The sequence below is a fragment of the Paraburkholderia flagellata genome (genome assembly GCF_021390645.1).
GTDB lineage: Bacteria > Pseudomonadota > Gammaproteobacteria > Burkholderiales > Burkholderiaceae > Paraburkholderia > Paraburkholderia flagellata.
On record NZ_JAJEJT010000001.1, the window covers coordinates 427415 to 444927 of the forward strand.

Sequence of the window (17513 nt, forward strand, 5' to 3'; positions counted from 1 at the left end):
TACAATAATGATTTTCCAAGCATATCACCGGCCTGCGGGTCGCCAATACGAAATTTGTCGGATGCATTGCAGGCTTGCGTAGAAGGGCGCGTGCCAGCGACGATGCAGTGCAAATTGTCGTGTGCACGCGACGGTGCCGGCAACGCGTGCGTTGGACTCGAATCGGTCAACGCCCGCTCTTACACGTGATATGCCCGGAATTTCGCTGCTCATTCCGCTGCGCACTTATTACTGAGCCTGATTTCCGCCATGAACGCCTCTTCCCTCACGACTCTCACGCTCGCCCGCCCCGACGACTGGCACCTGCATGTGCGCGACGGCGCGATGCTCGCGGCGGTGCTGCCGCACACGGCGCGCCAGTTCGGCCGCGCGATCATCATGCCGAACCTCAAGCCGCCGGTCACGACGACGGAGCAGGCGGCCGCCTACCGCGAGCGCATTCTCGCCGCGCTGCCGGCGGGCTCGACGTTCGAGCCGCTGATGACGCTCTATCTCACCGACAACACGCCGCCCGAGGAAATCCGCCTCGCCAAGGCGAGCGGTTTCGTGCACGGCGTGAAGCTGTATCCGGCAGGCGCGACGACGAACTCGGACGCCGGCGTCACGGACATCCGCAAGTGCGCGAAGACGCTCGAAGTCATGCAGGAAGTGGGCATGCCGCTGCTCGTGCACGGTGAAGTGACGAGCGCCGACATCGACCTGTTCGATCGCGAGAAGGTCTTCATCGACCGCGTGATGACGCCGCTGCGCCGCGATTTCCCGGCGCTCAAGGTGGTGTTCGAGCACATCACGACGAAGGATGCCGTCGACTACATCCGCGCCGATCACGCCGCACCGGGCCTGCTCGGCGCGACGATCACCGCGCATCACCTGCTGTACAACCGCAACGCGATCTTCCAGGGCGGCATCCGTCCGCACTACTACTGCCTGCCCGTGCTCAAGCGCGAGACGCATCGTGTGGCGCTCGTGGAAGCGGCGACCTCGGGCGATCATCGATTCTTCCTCGGCACCGACAGCGCGCCGCACCCGAAGGGCCTGAAGGAACACGCGTGCGGCTGCGCGGGCTGCTACACGGCGCTGCACGCGCTCGAGCTGTACGCCGAAGCGTTCGACAATGCAGGCGCGCTCGACAAGCTAGAGGGCTTTGCGAGCTTTTACGGCGCGGACTTCTACGGTCTTCCGCGCGCGACCGAAACGGTCACGTTGCGCCGCGAGACCTGGACGCTGCCCGCCGAAGTCGAGGCCGGCGACACGCCCGTCGTGCCGCTGCGCGGCGGCGAGACGATCGGCTGGAAGCTCGCTTGAGCGACGCGGGGCACGGTGTGGCTGCTGACGCAACGATCGGCCCGATCGGGGCAGTCGATGCCCACGCACCGATGCCCGCGCGCGAACCGCGCCGGACCATGCCGCTGGGCAGTTTCACCGACATCGACTGGGCCCGCCCCTGGTTCGCGCAGCACGAGGCGCGCGGCCGGCGTTGGCAGCGGGCCGCGCTGGCGGGATACGCGGCGTACCTGGCTGAACTGAACGCCGATGCGCTGGCCGCCGCCCAAAGCACGGGCCGCGGCCAGTCGCTACGCTTCATCGCGCAGGACGACCTGCCCGAAGGCTCGGCCTACGAGGCGCATATCGCGGCGACGGGCTGCGTGCCGACGCGACACAATCTCCACGACTTCTTCAACGCGCTGGCCTGGTTTGCGTTCCCGCGCATCAAGGCGACGCTCAACGCACGCCAGGCCGCGGCGATCGATGTGCAGGGCGTCGGCCCCACGCGCGGCGGCGTGCGTGACGCGCTCACGCTCTTCGATGAGAACTCGGTGCTCTATGCCTCATCGGACGCGGCGCTCATCACCGCGCTGCGCGGCTTCGATTGGCGCACGCTGTTCGCGGCGCAGCGCACGGGCTGGGAAGCCGCGTTCGAAGAGACGATCGGCCTGGCACGCTGCGAAGTCCGCGTCTTCGGCCATGCGCTGCTCGAAAAGCTGATTTCGCCCTATGCGGCGTGCACGGCGCACGCATGGGTGGTCGAGGTCCCGCAAGCGTATTTCACGTGGCCGCGCGCGCAACGCGACGCGTATCTGGACGAGACGGTGAGCGCCACGCTCGCCGCCGACGCTGCGCTCAGCGGGCGCAGCTTCGCACCGCTGCCTGTACTCGGCATCCCGGGCTGGTGGGCGCAAAACGAAGACCCGTCGTTCTACGACGACGCCACGGTCTTTCGCGCCGGCCGCCGCGCTCGCTGAAAGGCCGGCGCTCAGCAATCGATCCGGCCCCAGGCGCCGCGCGCCCGCACGTGCTAATATCGCGCCTCGCAAAGCAGGCCAGGCAGTCGCGGCTCCGAGATTTCGGTCGAGGGGGCGAGGAAAGTCCGGACTCCACAGGGCAGGGTGATGGCTAACGGCCATCCGTGGCGACACGCGGAACAGGGCAACAGAGAACAGACCGCCGATGGCCCGATTTCGGTCGGGATCAGGTAAGGGTGAAACGGTGCGGTAAGAGCGCACCGCGTCTGCGGCGACGTAGACGGCACGGTAACCTCCACCCGGAGCAATTCCAAGTAGGCAGGCGCGCATCTTCGGGATGCAGGATGGGGCCCCCATTCCGTCTGCGGGTAGGAAGCTTGAGCGCGTCAGCAATGGCGCGCCTAGAGGAATGGCTGCCACGCGCGGCGCGTCTTCGGACGCGGCGTGTGCACAGAATCCGGCTTATCGGCCTGCTTTGCAGCCTCATTCATGCAAAAAGCCGGCGCGGTTCTTCGATGAACCGCGCCGGCTTTTTCTTTTGCCGCAGGTCTTAAGCCGCGACGATCTCGAACGTATGCGTGATTTCGGCGGTCTTGCCGATCATGATCGACGCCGAGCAGTACTTGTCGTGCGAGAGGTTGATGGCGCGCTCCACGGTGGCCGGGTTCAGATTCTTGCCGGTCACGGTGAAGTGGAAGTGGATCTTCGTGAAGACCTTCGGGTCCTCGCTCGCACGCTCGGCCTTGAGCGTCACGCTGCAGCCGCTCACTTCCTGGCGGCTCTTCTTGAGGATCAGCACCACATCGTAGGCCGTGCAGCCGCCGGTGCCGAGCAGCACCATCTCCATCGGCCGCGGCGCGAGGTTGTGGCCGCCGCCTTCCGGCGCGCCGTCCATGTTGACGAGATGGCCGCTGCCCGTTTCGGCTGCGAACGCCATGCCGTCTTGTCCCATCCAGCTAACTTTGCATTCCATGTGCGTATGCCTCTGCGCGGTTTCTTGATTCAGACGGCATTGTAGCCCGCGCCTTACTGGTATGTCCGGGGGGACACGGCCGCGCGCGCCTTATGCCGCGTGCTTGAATGTTGCGGCGCGACATCCTGTGAACAAGGCGGATTTCCCTTGCGCAATTAGGGGTTTCGCTCTAGTTCGCCCGCCTGCCTTTCGCGAGGCGGATCTTTAAGATTCTGATTTTTATGAGTTTTTTGTGCCGACGCATTGATTCCAACGAATTTCACATTATGGTTTCGTATTTCGCAATGCAAACGCGCTTGCATCGCACAAGGCTCATCCGTATAATTCACCTCATTGGTTGTCGTGCTTCACGACACCTCAGCATGTCTCCTCCACCCTCCTCCAAAGAGTGGATTAAGCCCGAACAACGCGTTCGGGCTTTTTTTCGTCCGCCGGCCCCGTTTTGCTCAGCCGCTACTCCCACCGCAAGCAATATTTTGACTCGCGGCCAAATTCCCCTTTATAATCTTAGGTTTCCCGCATCCATGCCCGCGGGAAGAATGGGGAAACCCATACAGGGAGAGCCTGCGCCGGCGCCAACGAGCGTCACCATACAAGCAGGACCAACACAGGGCACAGCATTTTTTTTGGATCGATCATGAAGACTTTTTCCGCCAAGGCACATGAAGTGCAGCGCGAATGGTACGTGATTGACGCGACGGATAAGGTTCTCGGCCGTGTCGCCAGCGAAGTGGCACGCCGTCTTCGCGGCAAACACAAGCCTGAGTTCACCCCGCACGTCGACACTGGTGATTTCATCATCATCATCAACGCCGGCAAGCTGAAGGTCACGGGCAACAAGACCACCGACAAGAAGTACTACCGTCACTCGGGCTACCCGGGCGGTATCTACGAAACGACGTTCGGCAAGATGCAAGAACGCTTCCCGGGCCGCGCGCTCGAGAAGGCCGTGAAGGGCATGCTGCCGAAGGGCCCGCTCGGCTACGCGATGATCAAGAAGCTGAAGGTCTACGCTGAAGCAACGCACCCGCACTCGGCGCAACAGCCGAAGGCGCTCGAGATCTAAGGGGAGCCCACATGATCGGTAACTGGAATTACGGTACGGGCCGCCGCAAGAGCGCGGTCGCTCGTGTCTTCATCAAGTCGGGCAAGGGCGAAATCGTCGTCAACGGCAAGCCTATTGCTGATTACTTCTCGCGCGAAACGTCGCTGATGATCGTGCGTCAACCGCTGGAACTCACGAACCACGGCACGACGTTCGACATCAAGGTGAACGTGACGGGCGGCGGCGAAACCGGCCAGGCCGGCGCAGTTCGCCACGGCATCACGCGCGCGCTGATGGACTACGACGCAACGCTCAAGCCGGCACTGTCGCAAGCTGGCTTCGTCACCCGTGACGCACGTGAAGTGGAACGTAAGAAGGTCGGTTTCCACAAGGCACGTCGCCGCAAGCAGTTCTCGAAGCGTTAATTTCAGATTGGCGCTTTGGGCCTGTGCCCCTCGCGGGGCGCAGTGCTGCTGCAAAAGCCGTCCGCGCTCCGTGCGCCGGGCGGCTTTTTCGTTTTTTTCGGCGCGTCCCACGCGTGGCGCGCGCAGGCTGCGAAAGGTTGGAGAGACCCTTGATTTTGTGGGCTTAAGCACGATATCGGGAAGAGCCCTACAATAGCGGCTAGAAGCTTTTTTGGAGAGTTCGAATGAGCGCTGTCACCGAAACTACCGCGACCGAAATGCCCGGTCCCTTCGTTTTCACCGAAGCAGCGGCTGACAAGGTCAAGCAACTGATCGACGAGGAAGGCAACCCGGAGCTGAAGCTGCGTGTATTCGTGCAGGGCGGCGGCTGCTCGGGCTTCCAGTACGGATTCACGTTCGACGAGACGGTCAACGAAGACGACACCGTGATGGACCGCAACGGCGTCCAGCTTCTGATCGACTCGATGAGCTATCAGTACCTCGTCGGCGCCGAGATCGACTACAAGGACGATCTCAATGGCGCGCAATTCGTCATCAAGAACCCGAACGCGACCACCACGTGCGGTTGCGGCTCGTCGTTCTCGGTTTGATCGATTGCTGCTGTAAATAGAAAACGGGGCTTCGGCCCCTTTTTTTATTGGCGCGCGCTCACTTTAGCGCGGATAAATCGCGCCCAGCACGCGTTCGCCGGCAGCGCCGGTGACGGCGGCGAGATTGCCCGGCTCGCGCGCCACGCAACGCATGGCCAGCCACGCGAAGGCAAGCGGCTCGACCTGATGCGGCGGCACGCCTAGCGCCTCTGTGGTCATGACCGGCACGCCCGCCACACCGCCCGTTTCGAGCGCCTTTTGCAGCGCCGTCATCAAGGCCGCATTGCGCGCGCCGCCGCCGCAGACATACACGGCGCGGCAATCGCTCGCGTGACGCTCGATCTCGCGCGCCACGCTCACGGCAGTCAACGCGACTAGCGTGGCCTGCACGTCGGCAGGCGTGAGCGACTCGAAGCCCTTGAGCTTGTCGTCGAGCCACTGGGCGTTGAAAAGATCGCGGCCTGTGCTCTTGGGCGGCTGCTGCTCGAAAAACGGTTCGTCCAACAGGGCGTTCAGAAGCGGCTGATGCAGATTGCCGCTCACGGCGAACTTGCCGTTCTCGTCGTAGGGCTTGCCCAGATGGCGTTCGGCCCAGAGGTCGAGCAGGGCATTGGCGGGACCGCAATCGAAGCCACGCACGGTGCCCGTCGACGAGAGCACGGTGATGTTGCTGATGCCGCCCAGGTTGCAGACCACGCGTGTTTCTTCCCGCGAGCCGAACAGCGTCGCGTGGAACGCGGGCACGAGCGGCGCGCCCTGGCCGCCCGAGGCGACGTCGCGGCTACGGAAGTCGGCGATCACGTCGATGTGGGTGAGTTCCGCGAGCAGCGCCGGGTTCTGGATCTGCACCGTGTATCCCTTCTCCGGACGATGCCGCACGGTCTGGCCGTGCGCGCCGATGGCGCGTACATCGCCGGAGGCAACATTGCCCGCGCGCAGCAACTCGTGGCAGCACACCGCATAGCGGGCCGCGAGCGCATTGCCGGCGAGCGCCTCGCGCTCGATCTCGTTCTCGCCTGGCTGCTGCAACGAAAAGAGCGCCTCGCGCAGCCCCTGCGCGAAGCCGACGAAGGCCTCCGCCAGCACCACTGGCCGCTGGCCAGCCGCGAAGCGCACGGAAATGCCGTCAACACCATCCATGCTCGTGCCCGACATCAGGCCGAAATACACGCCGTCCGCGGCGTGTGCGCTCTCGTTTCGTGCGTCGCGTGGCGCCACGTTGTGCTCCTTTATCAATGCAATTCAGTGCCCTGCGAGGGAATTATCGGCGCAATGCCGTTCTAGCGTAAGCCGAACGGCTGACTGTTGGCCGCCTTCGCAACGTGGGACGCTCATCTTCGCCGCTCGAATATGGGCGGTACTGGAGCCCTGCGTGAGATCGATCCCTTGGGTCTCGACGTTGACTCCGCGCACCGACACAAGCCGAATCCTGGCTCCAGACCCCTCATGTTCGATCTACTGAGTCTGGAGAATCATGAGTCAAAGCCGCGTGAGCGACCCGCAAACACCCGCAAACCTCAGCCTGGCGAGTCGAATCACGTAAAATTGCGGTCTAGACCCAGACTTAACGACCGAACCGATCGAAGCATGAGCAACGAGCCCACCTCCAGCAACGGCGCCAACACCGGCGCAAAAGACGCCTTTCCGGTCACCGACGAAGTCCGTCACGCGCTTGCCGTCACGAAGCGCGGCGTGGACGAACTGCTGATCGAAGAAGAATTCGAGCAGAAGCTCGCCCGCAGCGCGGCCACCGGCAAGCCGCTGCGCATCAAGCTCGGCCTCGACCCGACCGCGCCCGACATCCACATCGGCCATACGGTCGTGCTCAACAAGATGCGCCAGTTGCAGGATCTCGGCCATACCGTGATCTTCCTGATCGGCGACTTCACTTCGCTGATCGGCGACCCGTCGGGCCGCAACGCCACGCGCCCGCCGCTCACGCGCGAGCAGATCGAATCGAACGCGAAAACGTACTTCGAGCAGGCCGCGCTTGTGCTCGACCGCGAAAAGACGGAAATCCGCTACAACAGCGAATGGTCGATGCCGCTCGGCGCTGACGGCATGATCAAGCTCGCGTCGCGCTACACGGTTGCGCGCATTCTGGAGCGTGAGGACTTCACCAAGCGCTTCCAGGGCGGCGTGCCCATCTCGATCCACGAGTTCCTGTATCCGCTCATGCAGGGCTACGACTCGGTCGCGCTCAACGCGGACCTCGAGCTCGGCGGCACGGACCAGAAGTTCAACCTGCTCGTTGGCCGTGAACTGCAGAAGCAGTACGGACAGGAACAGCAGTGCATTCTTACGATGCCTCTGCTCGAAGGCCTCGACGGCGTCGAGAAGATGTCGAAGTCGAAGAACAACTACATTGGCATCAGCGAGAAGCCTAACGACATGTTCGGCAAGCTCATGTCCATTTCCGACGTGCTGATGTGGCGTTACTTCACGCTGCTCTCGTTCCGGCCGATGGACGAGATCGAGCGCTTCAAGCGCGAAATCGAAGCGGGCCGCAACCCGCGCGACTTCAAGGTGCTGCTCGCGCAGGAGATTGTCGCGCGCTTTCACTCGCAGGCCGACGCCGAGCGCGCGCTCGAAGACTTCAACCACCGCGCCAAGGGCGGCGTGCCGGACGACATTCCGTCGATCACGCTCGCGGGCGCGCCGATTGCCATCGGCCAGTTGCTCAAGCAGGCGGGGCTCGTGCCGTCCACGAGCGAAGCACTGCGCAACATCGAGCAGGGCGGCGTGAAGATCGACGGCGCTACCGTCTCCGACAAGGGCCTCAAGGTCGAGGCGGGCGAGTTCGTCGTGCAAGTGGGCAAGCGGCGCTTTGCGCGCGTGACGCTCACCGCATGATTGCGCTGATCCAGCGCGTGCGCCGCGCGGAAGTGCGCGTGGCGCAGGGCGGCAGCGAGCGCGTGACTGGTGCGATCGGCCAGGGGCTGCTCGCGCTGGTTTGTGCCGAGCGTGGCGACACCGAGGCCAGCGCCGACAAGCTGCTCGCGAAGCTGCTCGGCTATCGCGTGTTCAGCGACGCGGCGGGCAAGATGAACCTGAGCGTGCAGAATATCGATGGCAACGGCGCCCCCGGCGGCCTGCTGCTCGTCTCGCAGTTCACGCTCGCCGCAGATACGAACAGCGGCCTGCGCCCGAGCTTCACGCCGGCCGCGCCGCCCGAAGAGGGGCGGCGTCTGTTTGATTATTTCGTCGCCGCCGCGCGCGAGAAGCATACGACCGTCGAGACCGGCGAGTTCGGCGCCGACATGCAGGTGTCGCTCGTCAACGACGGCCCCGTCACGTTCTGGCTGCAAGTGCGCAACTGAACCATGAACACGCAGATCCTCTTTATCCGCCACGGCGAAACGGACTGGAACCGCATCAAGCGCATCCAGGGACATATCGACATTCCGCTCGCAGCAAGTGGCGTGGCGCAAGCGCAGCAGCTCGGCGCGCGGCTCACGAAGGAAGTGCAGACGGGCGCGCGGCTCGACGCAATCTGGTCGAGCGATCTGTTGCGCGCGCAACAGACGGCGCAGCCTATTGCCGATGCGCTGGGTTTGCCGGTGCAGCTCACTGAAGGGCTGCGCGAGCGCAACTATGGCGCGTTCCAGGGCCATGACAGCGACGAAATCTCCGAGCGCTTTCCGGACGAGTACGCGCACTGGCAAACGCGCGACCCCGGTTTCGCGCCGCCCGAAGGCGAGTCGCAGCGCGAGTTCTACCACCGCGTGCTGCACGCGCTCGAGCCGATCCTTGCCATGCATCCGGGCGGCCGTATCGCGTGTGTCGCGCACGGCGGCGTGCTCGACTGCGTGTACCGGTTCGCGAACGGCCTCACGCTCGACGCGCCGCGCGCGTGGCCGCTCCTCAACACGAGCGTGAATGTCGTCGATTTTGAACGCGGCGACTACGTGACGCAGGCGCGCGTCGTCGCGTGGGGCGACGTGGCGCATCTGGGTGGTGTCAGCGCCGACGACGGCTTCAAGCGCACGCCCGCGCCTGGACGCTAACCTGTCTTCCCAGGCAGCGCGGCCTCCAGCCGCGCTGTCCTGTTTTTCCAGCCTTCCCCATCCTCGCATTGTTCCAGTGCTGCGCCTGTCTTCAGGCTCAGGCCTCGGCTATTTTCTTTCCGCTTGCTTTCGGGTTCTTTCCAAAGCCCAACCACAAAGTTAAGCGTCCTGCTAACATTTGTCCGACCTTTGGGCGCACTGGCCACCGGGCGTGAGGCCCGGCCCTGCGTTGAAGAGGGACGCGCGCGCATGACAAGCGCGAGGCCGCGTGCCCAAGGTTGCTATACGAACGGGTATTCCCAGAAAAACACGCAGGAGAAAGTTCAATGACGTTCAAGCTTCACAAACTGCTGCCGGTGAGCGCAGCGGTCATGGCGCTCGCAGCGCTGTCGGGCAATGCGGCGGCCGACCAGGTCGTCACGATCGGCCACGTCGGGCCGCTCACGGGCGGTTCGGCCCACCTCGGCAAGGACAACGAGAACGGCGCGCGCTTCGCGATCGAGGAAATCAACGCCAAGGGTCTCACGATCGACGGCAAGAAGGTCACGCTCGCGCTCGACGCCCAGGACGACGCTGCCGACCCGCGCCAGGCCACCCAGGTCGCGCAGAAGCTGGTCGACGACAAGGTCGTTGCCGTGATTGGCCATCTGAATTCGGGCGCATCGATCCCGGCTTCGAAGATTTACAGCGACGCGGGCATCGTGCAGATCTCGCCGTCGTCGACCAATCCTTCGTACACGCAACAGGGCTTCAAGACCACGTACCGCGTGGTCGCGACCGACGCCCAGCAAGGCCCAGCGCTCGCCGATTACGCGGCGAAGACCCTGAACGTGAAGACCGTGGCCGTGGTCGACGACTCGACCGCGTATGGCCAGGGCCTCGCCAACGAGTTCGAGAAGACGGCGAAGTCGCTTGGCATGAAGGTGCTCTCGCACGACGCGACCAACGACAAGGCCGTGGATTTCCGCGCGATCCTCACGAAGATCAAGGGCGAAAATCCCGACGCGATCATGTACGGCGGCATGGACGCCACCGGTGGCCCGTTCGCGAAGCAGGCGAAGCAACTCGGTCTGCGCGCGAAGGTGCTGTCGGGCGACGGCGTGTGCACGGAGAGCCTGGCGGAACTCGCGGGCGCCGCGACGGACAATATCGTGTGCTCGCAGGCCGGCATGGCGGTCGAGCGCATGAACGGCGGTGCGGCGTTCGCGGCGAAGTACCAGAAACGCTTCGGTCACCCGATCGAATTCGATGCGCCGTTCACGTATGACGCGGTGTACATCGTCGTCGACGCGATGAAGCGCGCGAACTCCACCGACCACGCGAAGATCCTCGCGCAGATCCCGGGCACGGACTACAAGGGCGTGATCGGCGAGACGACCTTCGATGCGAAGGGCGACCTCAAGCACGGCGTGATTTCGCTCTACAACTACAAAGCGGGCAAGAAGACGCTGCTCGACGTGGTGAAGATGTAAGCACGCAGGCGCCCAGCCGACCTGCTGCATCGGCGCGCTGCAAACGGAACGGCCAACCGGCGCGAGCGGGTTGGCCGTTTTTCTATTGCGCAGCGCTTATTGCGCGGGTTTTGCCGCAGCCCGCCGCCGCGCGCGTTTGGACACGCCATTGACGAGCGCCCAGCGCAATACCGGTGCGACCGCTCGCATGCCGGGCCGCACGAGAGCGCGGCGCGTGAAGGCGAAGGAGTCGAAACCGAGCATTTGCTGCGCGAAGGGCGGCAACAGGTCGATGCCCGCGTTCCTGATCAGCGCGCCGGCGGGGCGCATTCCCGGGCGCGGCGCTGGCGCCTGCTTGAGCACGCGCACGACCTCGAACGTGCGGTCGCTCGCGACGAGTTCGGGCTGCATCGACTGCAAATACGCCGAGATTTCGGCGCGCGAGCGCGGCACGTTCATTGCGCCAAGCAGTTCGGCGATGCGCGCGACTTCGGCGTAGTACTGATCCTGCATCTCACCCGGCAGCGCGGGATTCACGAAGCGCAAATACGCGCCGAGAAAGCTCGAAACTTCGGCCACGTGCACCCACGTCAGCAACGCGGGATCGCTCGCGCGATAGGGGCGGCCACCGGGCGCGGTGCCCGTCACGGCGAGGTGGATCGTCTTGACGCGTTCGATCAAAGCCAGCGCGTCGGCGCGGCTGCCGTACGTCGTGCCCGCGATGAAGGTCGCGGTGCGTCGCAGCCGCCCGAGTATGTCGATGCGAAACGTCGAATGGTCCCACACACCGGCGAGCGCAAGCGGATGCAGCGCCTGAAGCAGCAGCGCACTGACGCCGCCCGCCATCATCGCGGCGAAATCGGCGTGGACTTTCCAGCAAACGGCGTCGGGGCCGAAGAGGCCGGGGTCGCCCGGCGGATTCGAGTAATCGAGTTTCGGGCCGCTGCCGGTGGTGAGGTGCGTGATGCTTTCGGCGAGCGTCATGCGCAGGCGGCGCGCGAGTTGACGGGCAAGGCCGGTCGGCTCGGGAGCGTTGGGAGGCAGGCCGGCGTGATCGGACATCGTGCTCTCGTTCGCGCTGCGTTGACGTTGCGCGATGGGTGTGCTGCGGGGTGTGCTACGCGGATGTGCCGCGCCTTACGACGCGTCCGGTGCCCAGTCGCCGCCCGCCGATGCGTCGTCCGGCACCGTGAGGCCGAAGTGGCGGTAGCTCAGTTGCGTGGCCACGCGGCCGCGCGGCGTGCGTTGCAGATAGCCCTGCTGGATCAAATACGGTTCGAGCACGTCCTCGATCGTGTCGCGCTCCTCGCCGATTGCGGCGGCAAGGTTGTCCACGCCCACCGGGCCACCGTCGAACTTGTGCAGGATGGCTTCGAGCAGTTTGCGGTCCATCAGGTCGAAGCCTACGGGATCGACGTCGAGCATGCGCAGCGCGGCGTCGGCGACCGTCGCGGTGATCGCGCCGTCGGCCTTGACTTCGGCGTAGTCGCGCACGCGGCGCAGCAGGCGGTTCGCAATACGCGGCGTGCCGCGCGAACGGCGCGCGATTTCGAGCGCCCCGTCAGGATGAATCTGCGCGCCGAGCAGCGAGGCGGAGCGCTGCACGATGCGCGAAAGCTCACTCGAGTTGTAGAACTCGAGGCGCGAGACGATGCCGAAGCGGTCGCGCAGCGGATTCGTGAGCATGCCCGCGCGCGTGGTCGCGCCTACGAGCGTGAACGGCTGGAGGTCGAGCTTCACGCTGCGCGCGGCCGGCCCTTCGCCAATCATGATGTCGATCTGGTAGTCCTCGAGCGCCGGGTACAGGATTTCCTCGACGACCGGCGAGAGCCGGTGAATCTCGTCGATGAAGAGCACGTCGTTGGCTTCGAGATTGGTGAGCAGCGCCGCGAGATCGCCTGCGCGCTCCAGCACGGGTCCCGACGTCTGCCGCAGATTGACCCCCATTTCGCGCGCGATGATGTGCGCAAGCGTGGTTTTGCCAAGGCCCGGCGGCCCGAACAACAGCACGTGGTCGAGCGGTTCGGAACGGCGCTTCGCAGCCTCGATGAAGATCTCGAGCTGGCCGCGCACCTTTTCCTGGCCGACATATTCGTCGAGCTGGCGCGGGCGCAATGCGCGTTCGAACGCTTCCTCGTGGGTCGAGGCGGGCGTGGCGGCGATCACGCGGTCGGCGCTGGCGTGGTTGGCGGCGAGTTTGTCGGTTTCGATCATCCAGCGATTGTACCGCGCAGACTATGCGGCGGCGGGCCGTCCCGAACGCCACGATGGCGCCGCAACTAACCGCCCAGCTCAGGCCTGCGCGACGGCGATCAGGCCTTCGAAAGTGCCTTGAGCGCGAGCTTGATGCCTTCGGAAACGCCGGTTCCGGCGGGCACATTCTTGATCGCGGCAAGCCCTTCTTTCTCCGAATAGCCGAGCGCGAGCAGCGCGTTGAGGATGTCGTTTGCGTGGTCGGAAGGCGAAGCGGCGGCGGCCATCGCGCCGAGGTCCGCGCCGAGCTTGCCCTTGAGTTCGAGCAGCAGACGTTCGGCCGTTTTCTTGCCGATGCCGGGCACGCGCGTGAGGCGCGCCGCATCTTGCTGCGTGACCGCTTGCGAGAGGTCGTGCACGCTCATGCCCGAGAGCACGGCAAGCGCCATGCGCGCGCCGATGCCGCTGATCTTGAGCAGTTCGCGAAACGTCGAGCGTTCCTCCTGCGTGCCGAAGCCGAAGAGCAGATGCGCGTCTTCACGCACGATCATTTGCGTGAGCAACACGATTTTTTCGCCGGTGCCGGGCAGGTTGTAGAACGTGCTCATCGGCACATCGACTTCGTAGCCGACGCCGTTGCAGTCGATGAGCAGGTGCGGCGGGTTCTTTTCCAGCAATACGCCGGCAATGCGACCGATCATGGCGGTTTCTGTGATGAGGGAAAGCTCAGGAGTGTAGCCGAGGGCAGGGCAGTACGGAGAACGCGGCTGGAACGTTGGCCGTTCGGCCGGATGCATCAGCACGCATTCAGCAAGGTATTCAGCCGATCAACCGTCCACGCCGCACCCGCATGCCCTTCTTCGCGAGCGCAGGTGCAAGCCCGCCTAGCGTGGCAAGCGCATCCCCGCCGTGGGCGTGACAGATCGCCATGCCGAGCGCGTCCGCGGCGTCGGTGCCGGGCGTGCCCGTGAGGGCGAGCAGGCGCACGACCATCTGCTGCATCTGCTCCTTGGTCGCGCGTCCGTAACCCACCACGGCTTGCTTGAGTTGCAGCGCGGTGTATTCGGCCACCGGCACGCCGCCCGAAACCAGCCCGCAGATGGCCGCGCCGCGCGCCTGCCCGAGCAGGAGCGTCGACTGCGGATTGACGTTGACGAAGACCTTTTCGATCGCGGCCTGGTCGGGCGCGTGCTGGCGGATCAGCGTGGCGACGCCTTCGAAGATGGTGCCGAGGCGCGTGGGCAGATCGGCATCGGCAGTGCGGATGACGCCGCTTGCGACATACGTGAGCTGATGGCCGTGACGCTCGATCACGCCGAAGCCGGTGACGCGCAAGCCGGGGTCAATGCCGAGGATTCTCATGAAGTGCGGGGAAAACGGATGTGCTGCGATGGTACAACGAACGGCATACATGCCGCGAGCCTTGACGGCGCGAACGAACGCGGTGTGCCGTGCAAAGAAAAAGCCCGCGGGACACGAGTCCGGCGGGCTTTGCTCAAACGGCGCGTCACGTGCAGGTCACGCGCCGCACGCAAGGGTCAGTGACGGAAGTGGCGAATGCCCGTCACCACCATGGCGATGTTGTGCTCGTCGGCGGCGGCGATCACTTCGTCGTCGCGCATCGAGCCGCCCGGCTGGATCACGCAGGTCGCGCCCGCATTGACCACCACGTCGAGGCCGTCGCGGAACGGGAAGAACGCGTCCGACGCGACTGCCGTGCCCGCGAGCTTGAGGCCCGCGTTCTCGGCCTTGATGCTGGCAATGCGCGCCGAGTCCACGCGGCTCATCTGGCCCGCGCCCACGCCCATCGTCATGCCGTTCGCGCAGAACACGATGGCGTTCGACTTCACGAACTTCGCGACGCGCCATGCAAAGAGCAGGTCGTCCATTTCCTTCGGCGTCGGGTGACGCTTCGTCACCACGCGCAGTTCGTGCGGCTGCACGTTCTTCGCGTCGAGCGATTGCACGAGCAGGCCGCCGCCCACGCGCTTCAGGTCGAATGCGTTATGGCCATCGCCGAGCGCGATTTCAAGCAGACGCACGTTCTGCTTCGCGGCGAACACGGCCTTGGCTGCTGCCGAGAACGACGGCGCGATCAGCACTTCGACGAACTGTTTCGCCACGGCTTGCGCCGCTGCTTCGTCCACTTCGCGGTTGAACGCGATGATGCCGCCGAACGCCGAGGTCGGGTCGGTCTGGAACGCCTTCGAGTAAGCTTCGAGCGCGTTCGCGCCGATCGCCACGCCGCACGGATTCGCGTGCTTGATGATCACGCAGGCAGGAGCGTCGAACGTCTTCACGCATTCCCAGGCCGCGTCCGAGTCGGCGATGTTGTTGTACGAGAGTTCCTTGCCCTGGAGCTGCGTGTAGTTCGCAAGCGCGCCCGCGGGCGTCGTGAGGTCGCGGTAGAACGCGGCGCTCTGATGCGGGTTTTCGCCGTAGCGCAGGTCCTGGACCTTGTCGAACGCGAGGTTCAGCACGGCCGGGTAGGTGTTGCGCGACTTGTGCTCGAGCGCTTCGGTGAGGCTCGTGAGGTAGTTCGTGATCGCGCCGTCGTACTGCGCCGTGTGCGAGAACACCTTGGTCGCGAGGCGGAAGTTCGTGGCGTAGCTCACGGTGTTGCCGTTCGCGCGCATCTCTTCCAGCACCTTCGCGTAGTCCGTGGGATCGACCACCACGGTCACGTCGCGATGATTCTTCGCCGCCGAACGCAGCATGGTCGGGCCGCCGATATCGATGTTCTCGATCGCGTCTTCGAGCGTGCACTCTTCCTTCGACACCGTCTGAACGAACGGGTAGAGGTTCACGACGAGCAGGTCGATCGTCGGAATGTCGTGCTTTTCGAGCGCGGCCATGTGCTCGGGCAGGTCGCGGCGCGCAAGAATGCCGCCGTGCACTTTCGGGTGCAGCGTTTTCACGCGCCCATCGAGCATTTCCGGAAAGCCGGTGTAGTCGGCGACTTCGGTGACGGGGAGGCCCGCGTCCGCGAGCAGTTTCGCGGTGCCGCCGGTCGACAGGATCTTGACGCCGAGATCCGAGAGGGATTTCGCGAAGTCGACAATGCCTGCCTTGTCGGAAACGGAGATGAGCGCTTGCTTGATCATGATGTGGGAGAGTTGCCGATAGATCGAGGAGTCCGCGCCGAAGGTCCAGTAAAACGCAGCGGCGTTACAGCAGGCCGTGCTGCTGGAGCTTCTTGCGCAGCGTGTTGCGGTTGATGCCGAGATACTCGGCGGCGAGCGACTGATTGCCGCCTGCCTGCTCGAGCACCACCTCGAGCATCGGTTTTTCGACGCACGCCATCACCATGTCGTAGACGTCGTGCGGATTGCTGCCGTCGAGGTCCTGGAAGTAAATGTCCAGACTCTCGCGGACGGATTGTTCGATATTGTGCTTGCTCATGCTGCCAGTCGATCGGTTGATTCGTCGCTGCCGTCGCTGTCGTTGTTCTCGTCGTCGACGTAGACGAGGCGCTCCGAGCGCGCCTTCTGTTCGTCGAAGAACTGATTGACTGCGACGAGCTGCTCGCGCGTGGTGTCCAGCGTATTCATGCGGTGCCGGAACGTATTGGCGCCGCAAAGGCCGCGAGTGTACCAGCCGATATGCTTGCGCGCAGTACGCACGCCGGTAAATTCCCCATAAAACGCGTAGTGGTCCTCCAGATGCTCATTCATGATCGACTGGATTTCGTCCACGCGCGGCGGCGGCAACAGCTCGCCCGTCGCGAGGAAATGCTCGATTTCGCGGAACAGCCACGGGCGCCCCTGCGCTGCGCGGCCGATCATGATGGCGTCGGCGCCCGTGAGCGCGAGGACCTCGCGCGCCTTTTGGGGCGACGTAATGTCGCCGTTCGCGACCACCGGAATACGTGCCGCGGCTTTGACCGCCGCAATCGTTTCGTACTCCGCTTCACCGTGATACAGATCGGCACGCGTGCGGCCGTGCACGGTGAGCATGGCGATGCCGCTTTCTTCGGCAATGCGCGCGATGGTGAGCGCGTTGCGATTGTCACGGTCCCAGCCCGTGCGGATCTTGAGCGTGACGGGCACGGCGTCGGGGCCCACGCCCACGGCGTCGACCACGGCCTTGACGATGCGCGCCACGAGCGGCTCGTTCTGCAGCAGCGCCGAGCCGGCCGCGACGTTGCACACCTTCTTGGCCGGGCAGCCCATGTTGATGTCGATGATCTGCGCGCCGTTCGCCACGTTGTAGCGCGCGGCTTCGGCCATCATGTCCGGATCGGCGCCGGCGATCTGCACGGAGATGGGTTCCACTTCGCCCGCGTGATTGGCGCGGCGCATGGTCTTTTCGCTCTTCCAGAGCTGCGCGTTGGACGCGACCATTTCGGACACCGCATAGCCCGCGCCGAGGCGCTTGCACAGCTGGCGGAACGGCCTGTCCGTGACACCCGCCATGGGGGCGACGAACAGGTTATTACGCAAGGTGTGACGGCCGATAGTGAACATGACGCGCGGGCGAGGCCGGTGCCGCGACCCGGATGGCATTCCGGCTGGCGCGGCGATCGGCGTGTATTTGAAAAAGGGGAAACGCGTATTTTAGCGTAAGCAGGATGCGAGGTCGCGCAG

At 64.6% G+C, this 17513-nt stretch carries 18 protein-coding genes and 1 other RNA gene; 10 read left to right on the forward strand and 9 right to left on the reverse strand.

Annotation, left to right across the window (positions count from 1 at the left end; translation table 11 throughout):
* Nucleotides 1-240: 240 nt before the first annotated feature.
* The 3 genes from pyrC to rnpB all read left to right on the forward strand — a co-directional run bounded on the left by pyrC (nucleotide 241) and on the right by rnpB (nucleotide 2724).
* On the forward strand, nucleotides 241-1305 hold the full coding sequence (gene pyrC, locus L0U83_RS01930; RefSeq protein ID WP_373321040.1) for a dihydroorotase: 1065 nt from the start codon (nucleotides 241-243) through the stop codon (nucleotides 1303-1305).
* Nucleotides 1302-2243 (forward strand): DUF3025 domain-containing protein, encoded by a 942-nt coding sequence (locus tag L0U83_RS01935; protein ID WP_373320950.1) that lies wholly within the window; start codon nucleotides 1302-1304, stop codon nucleotides 2241-2243. The genes pyrC and L0U83_RS01935 overlap by 4 nt, the downstream gene beginning before the upstream one ends.
* 70 nt (nucleotides 2244-2313) lie before the next feature.
* Nucleotides 2314-2724, forward strand: an RNA gene (gene rnpB / locus L0U83_RS01940) — RNase P RNA component class A.
* A 69-nt stretch (nucleotides 2725-2793) separates the two neighbouring features.
* Here rnpB and L0U83_RS01945 read toward each other — a convergent pair.
* A complete protein-coding gene (locus tag L0U83_RS01945; protein ID WP_027795839.1) occupies nucleotides 2794-3216 on the reverse strand; it encodes an OsmC family protein in 423 nt (140 codons plus the stop codon).
* A 637-nt stretch (nucleotides 3217-3853) separates the two neighbouring features.
* Between L0U83_RS01945 and rplM the strand changes: the two genes are divergently transcribed.
* The 3 genes from rplM to erpA all read left to right on the forward strand — a co-directional run bounded on the left by rplM (nucleotide 3854) and on the right by erpA (nucleotide 5276).
* Nucleotides 3854-4282, forward strand: coding sequence for a 50S ribosomal protein L13 (gene rplM, locus L0U83_RS01950; protein ID WP_028201949.1), 429 nt, complete (start codon nucleotides 3854-3856; stop codon nucleotides 4280-4282).
* Between the two features lie 11 nt (nucleotides 4283-4293).
* A complete protein-coding gene (gene rpsI / locus L0U83_RS01955) occupies nucleotides 4294-4686 on the forward strand; it encodes a 30S ribosomal protein S9 (RefSeq protein WP_028209425.1) in 393 nt (130 codons plus the stop codon).
* 224 nt (nucleotides 4687-4910) lie between these two features.
* A complete protein-coding gene (erpA, locus tag L0U83_RS01960; protein WP_233879923.1) occupies nucleotides 4911-5276 on the forward strand; it encodes an iron-sulfur cluster insertion protein ErpA in 366 nt (121 codons plus the stop codon).
* Nucleotides 5277-5339: 63 nt separating this feature from the next.
* On the opposite strand, the gene L0U83_RS01965 is transcribed toward erpA, so the two are convergent.
* The gene (locus L0U83_RS01965) at nucleotides 5340-6494 is read right to left on the reverse strand and encodes an anhydro-N-acetylmuramic acid kinase (protein ID WP_308445013.1); all 1155 of its coding nucleotides are present in this window, start codon (nucleotides 6492-6494) and stop codon (nucleotides 5340-5342) included.
* A gap of 369 nt (nucleotides 6495-6863) precedes the next feature.
* On the opposite strand from L0U83_RS01965, the gene tyrS reads away from it, so the two are divergent.
* The 4 genes from tyrS to L0U83_RS01985 all read left to right on the forward strand — a co-directional run bounded on the left by tyrS (nucleotide 6864) and on the right by L0U83_RS01985 (nucleotide 10755).
* On the forward strand, nucleotides 6864-8129 hold the full coding sequence (gene tyrS / locus L0U83_RS01970) for a tyrosine--tRNA ligase (protein WP_233879925.1): 1266 nt from the start codon (nucleotides 6864-6866) through the stop codon (nucleotides 8127-8129).
* A complete protein-coding gene (gene dtd / locus L0U83_RS01975) occupies nucleotides 8126-8596 on the forward strand; it encodes a D-aminoacyl-tRNA deacylase (RefSeq protein WP_233879935.1) in 471 nt (156 codons plus the stop codon). The genes tyrS and dtd overlap by 4 nt, the downstream gene beginning before the upstream one ends.
* Before the next feature lie 3 nt (nucleotides 8597-8599).
* Nucleotides 8600-9283 (forward strand): histidine phosphatase family protein, encoded by a 684-nt coding sequence (locus L0U83_RS01980; protein WP_233879937.1) that lies wholly within the window; start codon nucleotides 8600-8602, stop codon nucleotides 9281-9283.
* 326 nt (nucleotides 9284-9609) lie between these two features.
* Nucleotides 9610-10755 carry a branched-chain amino acid ABC transporter substrate-binding protein gene (locus L0U83_RS01985; RefSeq protein ID WP_233879939.1) on the forward strand — a complete coding sequence of 382 codons (1146 nt, stop codon included), beginning with the start codon at nucleotides 9610-9612 and terminating at the stop codon, nucleotides 10753-10755.
* 96 nt (nucleotides 10756-10851) lie between these two features.
* On the opposite strand, the gene L0U83_RS01990 is transcribed toward L0U83_RS01985, so the two are convergent.
* The 7 genes from L0U83_RS01990 to dusB all read right to left on the reverse strand — a co-directional run bounded on the left by L0U83_RS01990 (nucleotide 10852) and on the right by dusB (nucleotide 17393).
* On the reverse strand, nucleotides 10852-11796 hold the full coding sequence (locus L0U83_RS01990) for an oxygenase MpaB family protein (RefSeq protein WP_373320951.1): 945 nt from the start codon (nucleotides 11794-11796) through the stop codon (nucleotides 10852-10854).
* A 75-nt stretch (nucleotides 11797-11871) separates the two neighbouring features.
* Nucleotides 11872-12948 carry a Holliday junction branch migration DNA helicase RuvB gene (ruvB, locus tag L0U83_RS01995; RefSeq protein WP_233879941.1) on the reverse strand — a complete coding sequence of 359 codons (1077 nt, stop codon included), beginning with the start codon at nucleotides 12946-12948 and terminating at the stop codon, nucleotides 11872-11874.
* Nucleotides 12949-13046: 98 nt separating this feature from the next.
* Complete coding sequence (gene ruvA, locus L0U83_RS02000) at nucleotides 13047-13628, reverse strand: Holliday junction branch migration protein RuvA (RefSeq protein WP_233879943.1); 582 nt, start codon at nucleotides 13626-13628, stop codon at nucleotides 13047-13049.
* Between the two features lie 118 nt (nucleotides 13629-13746).
* A complete protein-coding gene (gene ruvC, locus L0U83_RS02005) occupies nucleotides 13747-14289 on the reverse strand; it encodes a crossover junction endodeoxyribonuclease RuvC (RefSeq protein WP_233879945.1) in 543 nt (180 codons plus the stop codon).
* A gap of 176 nt (nucleotides 14290-14465) precedes the next feature.
* Nucleotides 14466-16031 (reverse strand): bifunctional phosphoribosylaminoimidazolecarboxamide formyltransferase/IMP cyclohydrolase, encoded by a 1566-nt coding sequence (gene purH / locus L0U83_RS02010; protein WP_233879947.1) that lies wholly within the window; start codon nucleotides 16029-16031, stop codon nucleotides 14466-14468.
* Between the two features lie 64 nt (nucleotides 16032-16095).
* Nucleotides 16096-16329, reverse strand: coding sequence for a Fis family transcriptional regulator (locus L0U83_RS02015; RefSeq protein ID WP_233879949.1), 234 nt, complete (start codon nucleotides 16327-16329; stop codon nucleotides 16096-16098).
* On the reverse strand, nucleotides 16326-17393 hold the full coding sequence (dusB, locus tag L0U83_RS02020; RefSeq protein ID WP_233879951.1) for a tRNA dihydrouridine synthase DusB: 1068 nt from the start codon (nucleotides 17391-17393) through the stop codon (nucleotides 16326-16328). Before dusB ends, L0U83_RS02015 begins: the two co-directional genes overlap by 4 nt.
* Nucleotides 17394-17513 lie beyond the last annotated feature (120 nt).

Coding starts and splice junctions, on each gene's coding strand:
- dusB (WP_233879951.1), bottom strand. CDS start 17,393: ATGTTCACTATCGGCCGTCACACCTTGCGTAATAACCTGTTCGTCGCC.
- erpA (WP_233879923.1), top strand. CDS start 4,911: ATGAGCGCTGTCACCGAAACTACCGCGACCGAAATGCCCGGTCCCTTC.
- L0U83_RS01985 (WP_233879939.1), top strand. CDS start 9,610: ATGACGTTCAAGCTTCACAAACTGCTGCCGGTGAGCGCAGCGGTCATG.
- tyrS (WP_233879925.1), top strand. CDS start 6,864: ATGAGCAACGAGCCCACCTCCAGCAACGGCGCCAACACCGGCGCAAAA.
- L0U83_RS01990 (WP_373320951.1), bottom strand. CDS start 11,796: ATGTCCGATCACGCCGGCCTGCCTCCCAACGCTCCCGAGCCGACCGGC.
- rpsI (WP_028209425.1), top strand. CDS start 4,294: ATGATCGGTAACTGGAATTACGGTACGGGCCGCCGCAAGAGCGCGGTC.
- L0U83_RS01945 (WP_027795839.1), bottom strand. CDS start 3,216: ATGGAATGCAAAGTTAGCTGGATGGGACAAGACGGCATGGCGTTCGCA.
- rplM (WP_028201949.1), top strand. CDS start 3,854: ATGAAGACTTTTTCCGCCAAGGCACATGAAGTGCAGCGCGAATGGTAC.
- ruvC (WP_233879945.1), bottom strand. CDS start 14,289: ATGAGAATCCTCGGCATTGACCCCGGCTTGCGCGTCACCGGCTTCGGC.
- purH (WP_233879947.1), bottom strand. CDS start 16,031: ATGATCAAGCAAGCGCTCATCTCCGTTTCCGACAAGGCAGGCATTGTC.
- ruvA (WP_233879943.1), bottom strand. CDS start 13,628: ATGATCGGTCGCATTGCCGGCGTATTGCTGGAAAAGAACCCGCCGCAC.
- dtd (WP_233879935.1), top strand. CDS start 8,126: ATGATTGCGCTGATCCAGCGCGTGCGCCGCGCGGAAGTGCGCGTGGCG.
- L0U83_RS02015 (WP_233879949.1), bottom strand. CDS start 16,329: ATGAGCAAGCACAATATCGAACAATCCGTCCGCGAGAGTCTGGACATT.
- ruvB (WP_233879941.1), bottom strand. CDS start 12,948: ATGATCGAAACCGACAAACTCGCCGCCAACCACGCCAGCGCCGACCGC.
- L0U83_RS01980 (WP_233879937.1), top strand. CDS start 8,600: ATGAACACGCAGATCCTCTTTATCCGCCACGGCGAAACGGACTGGAAC.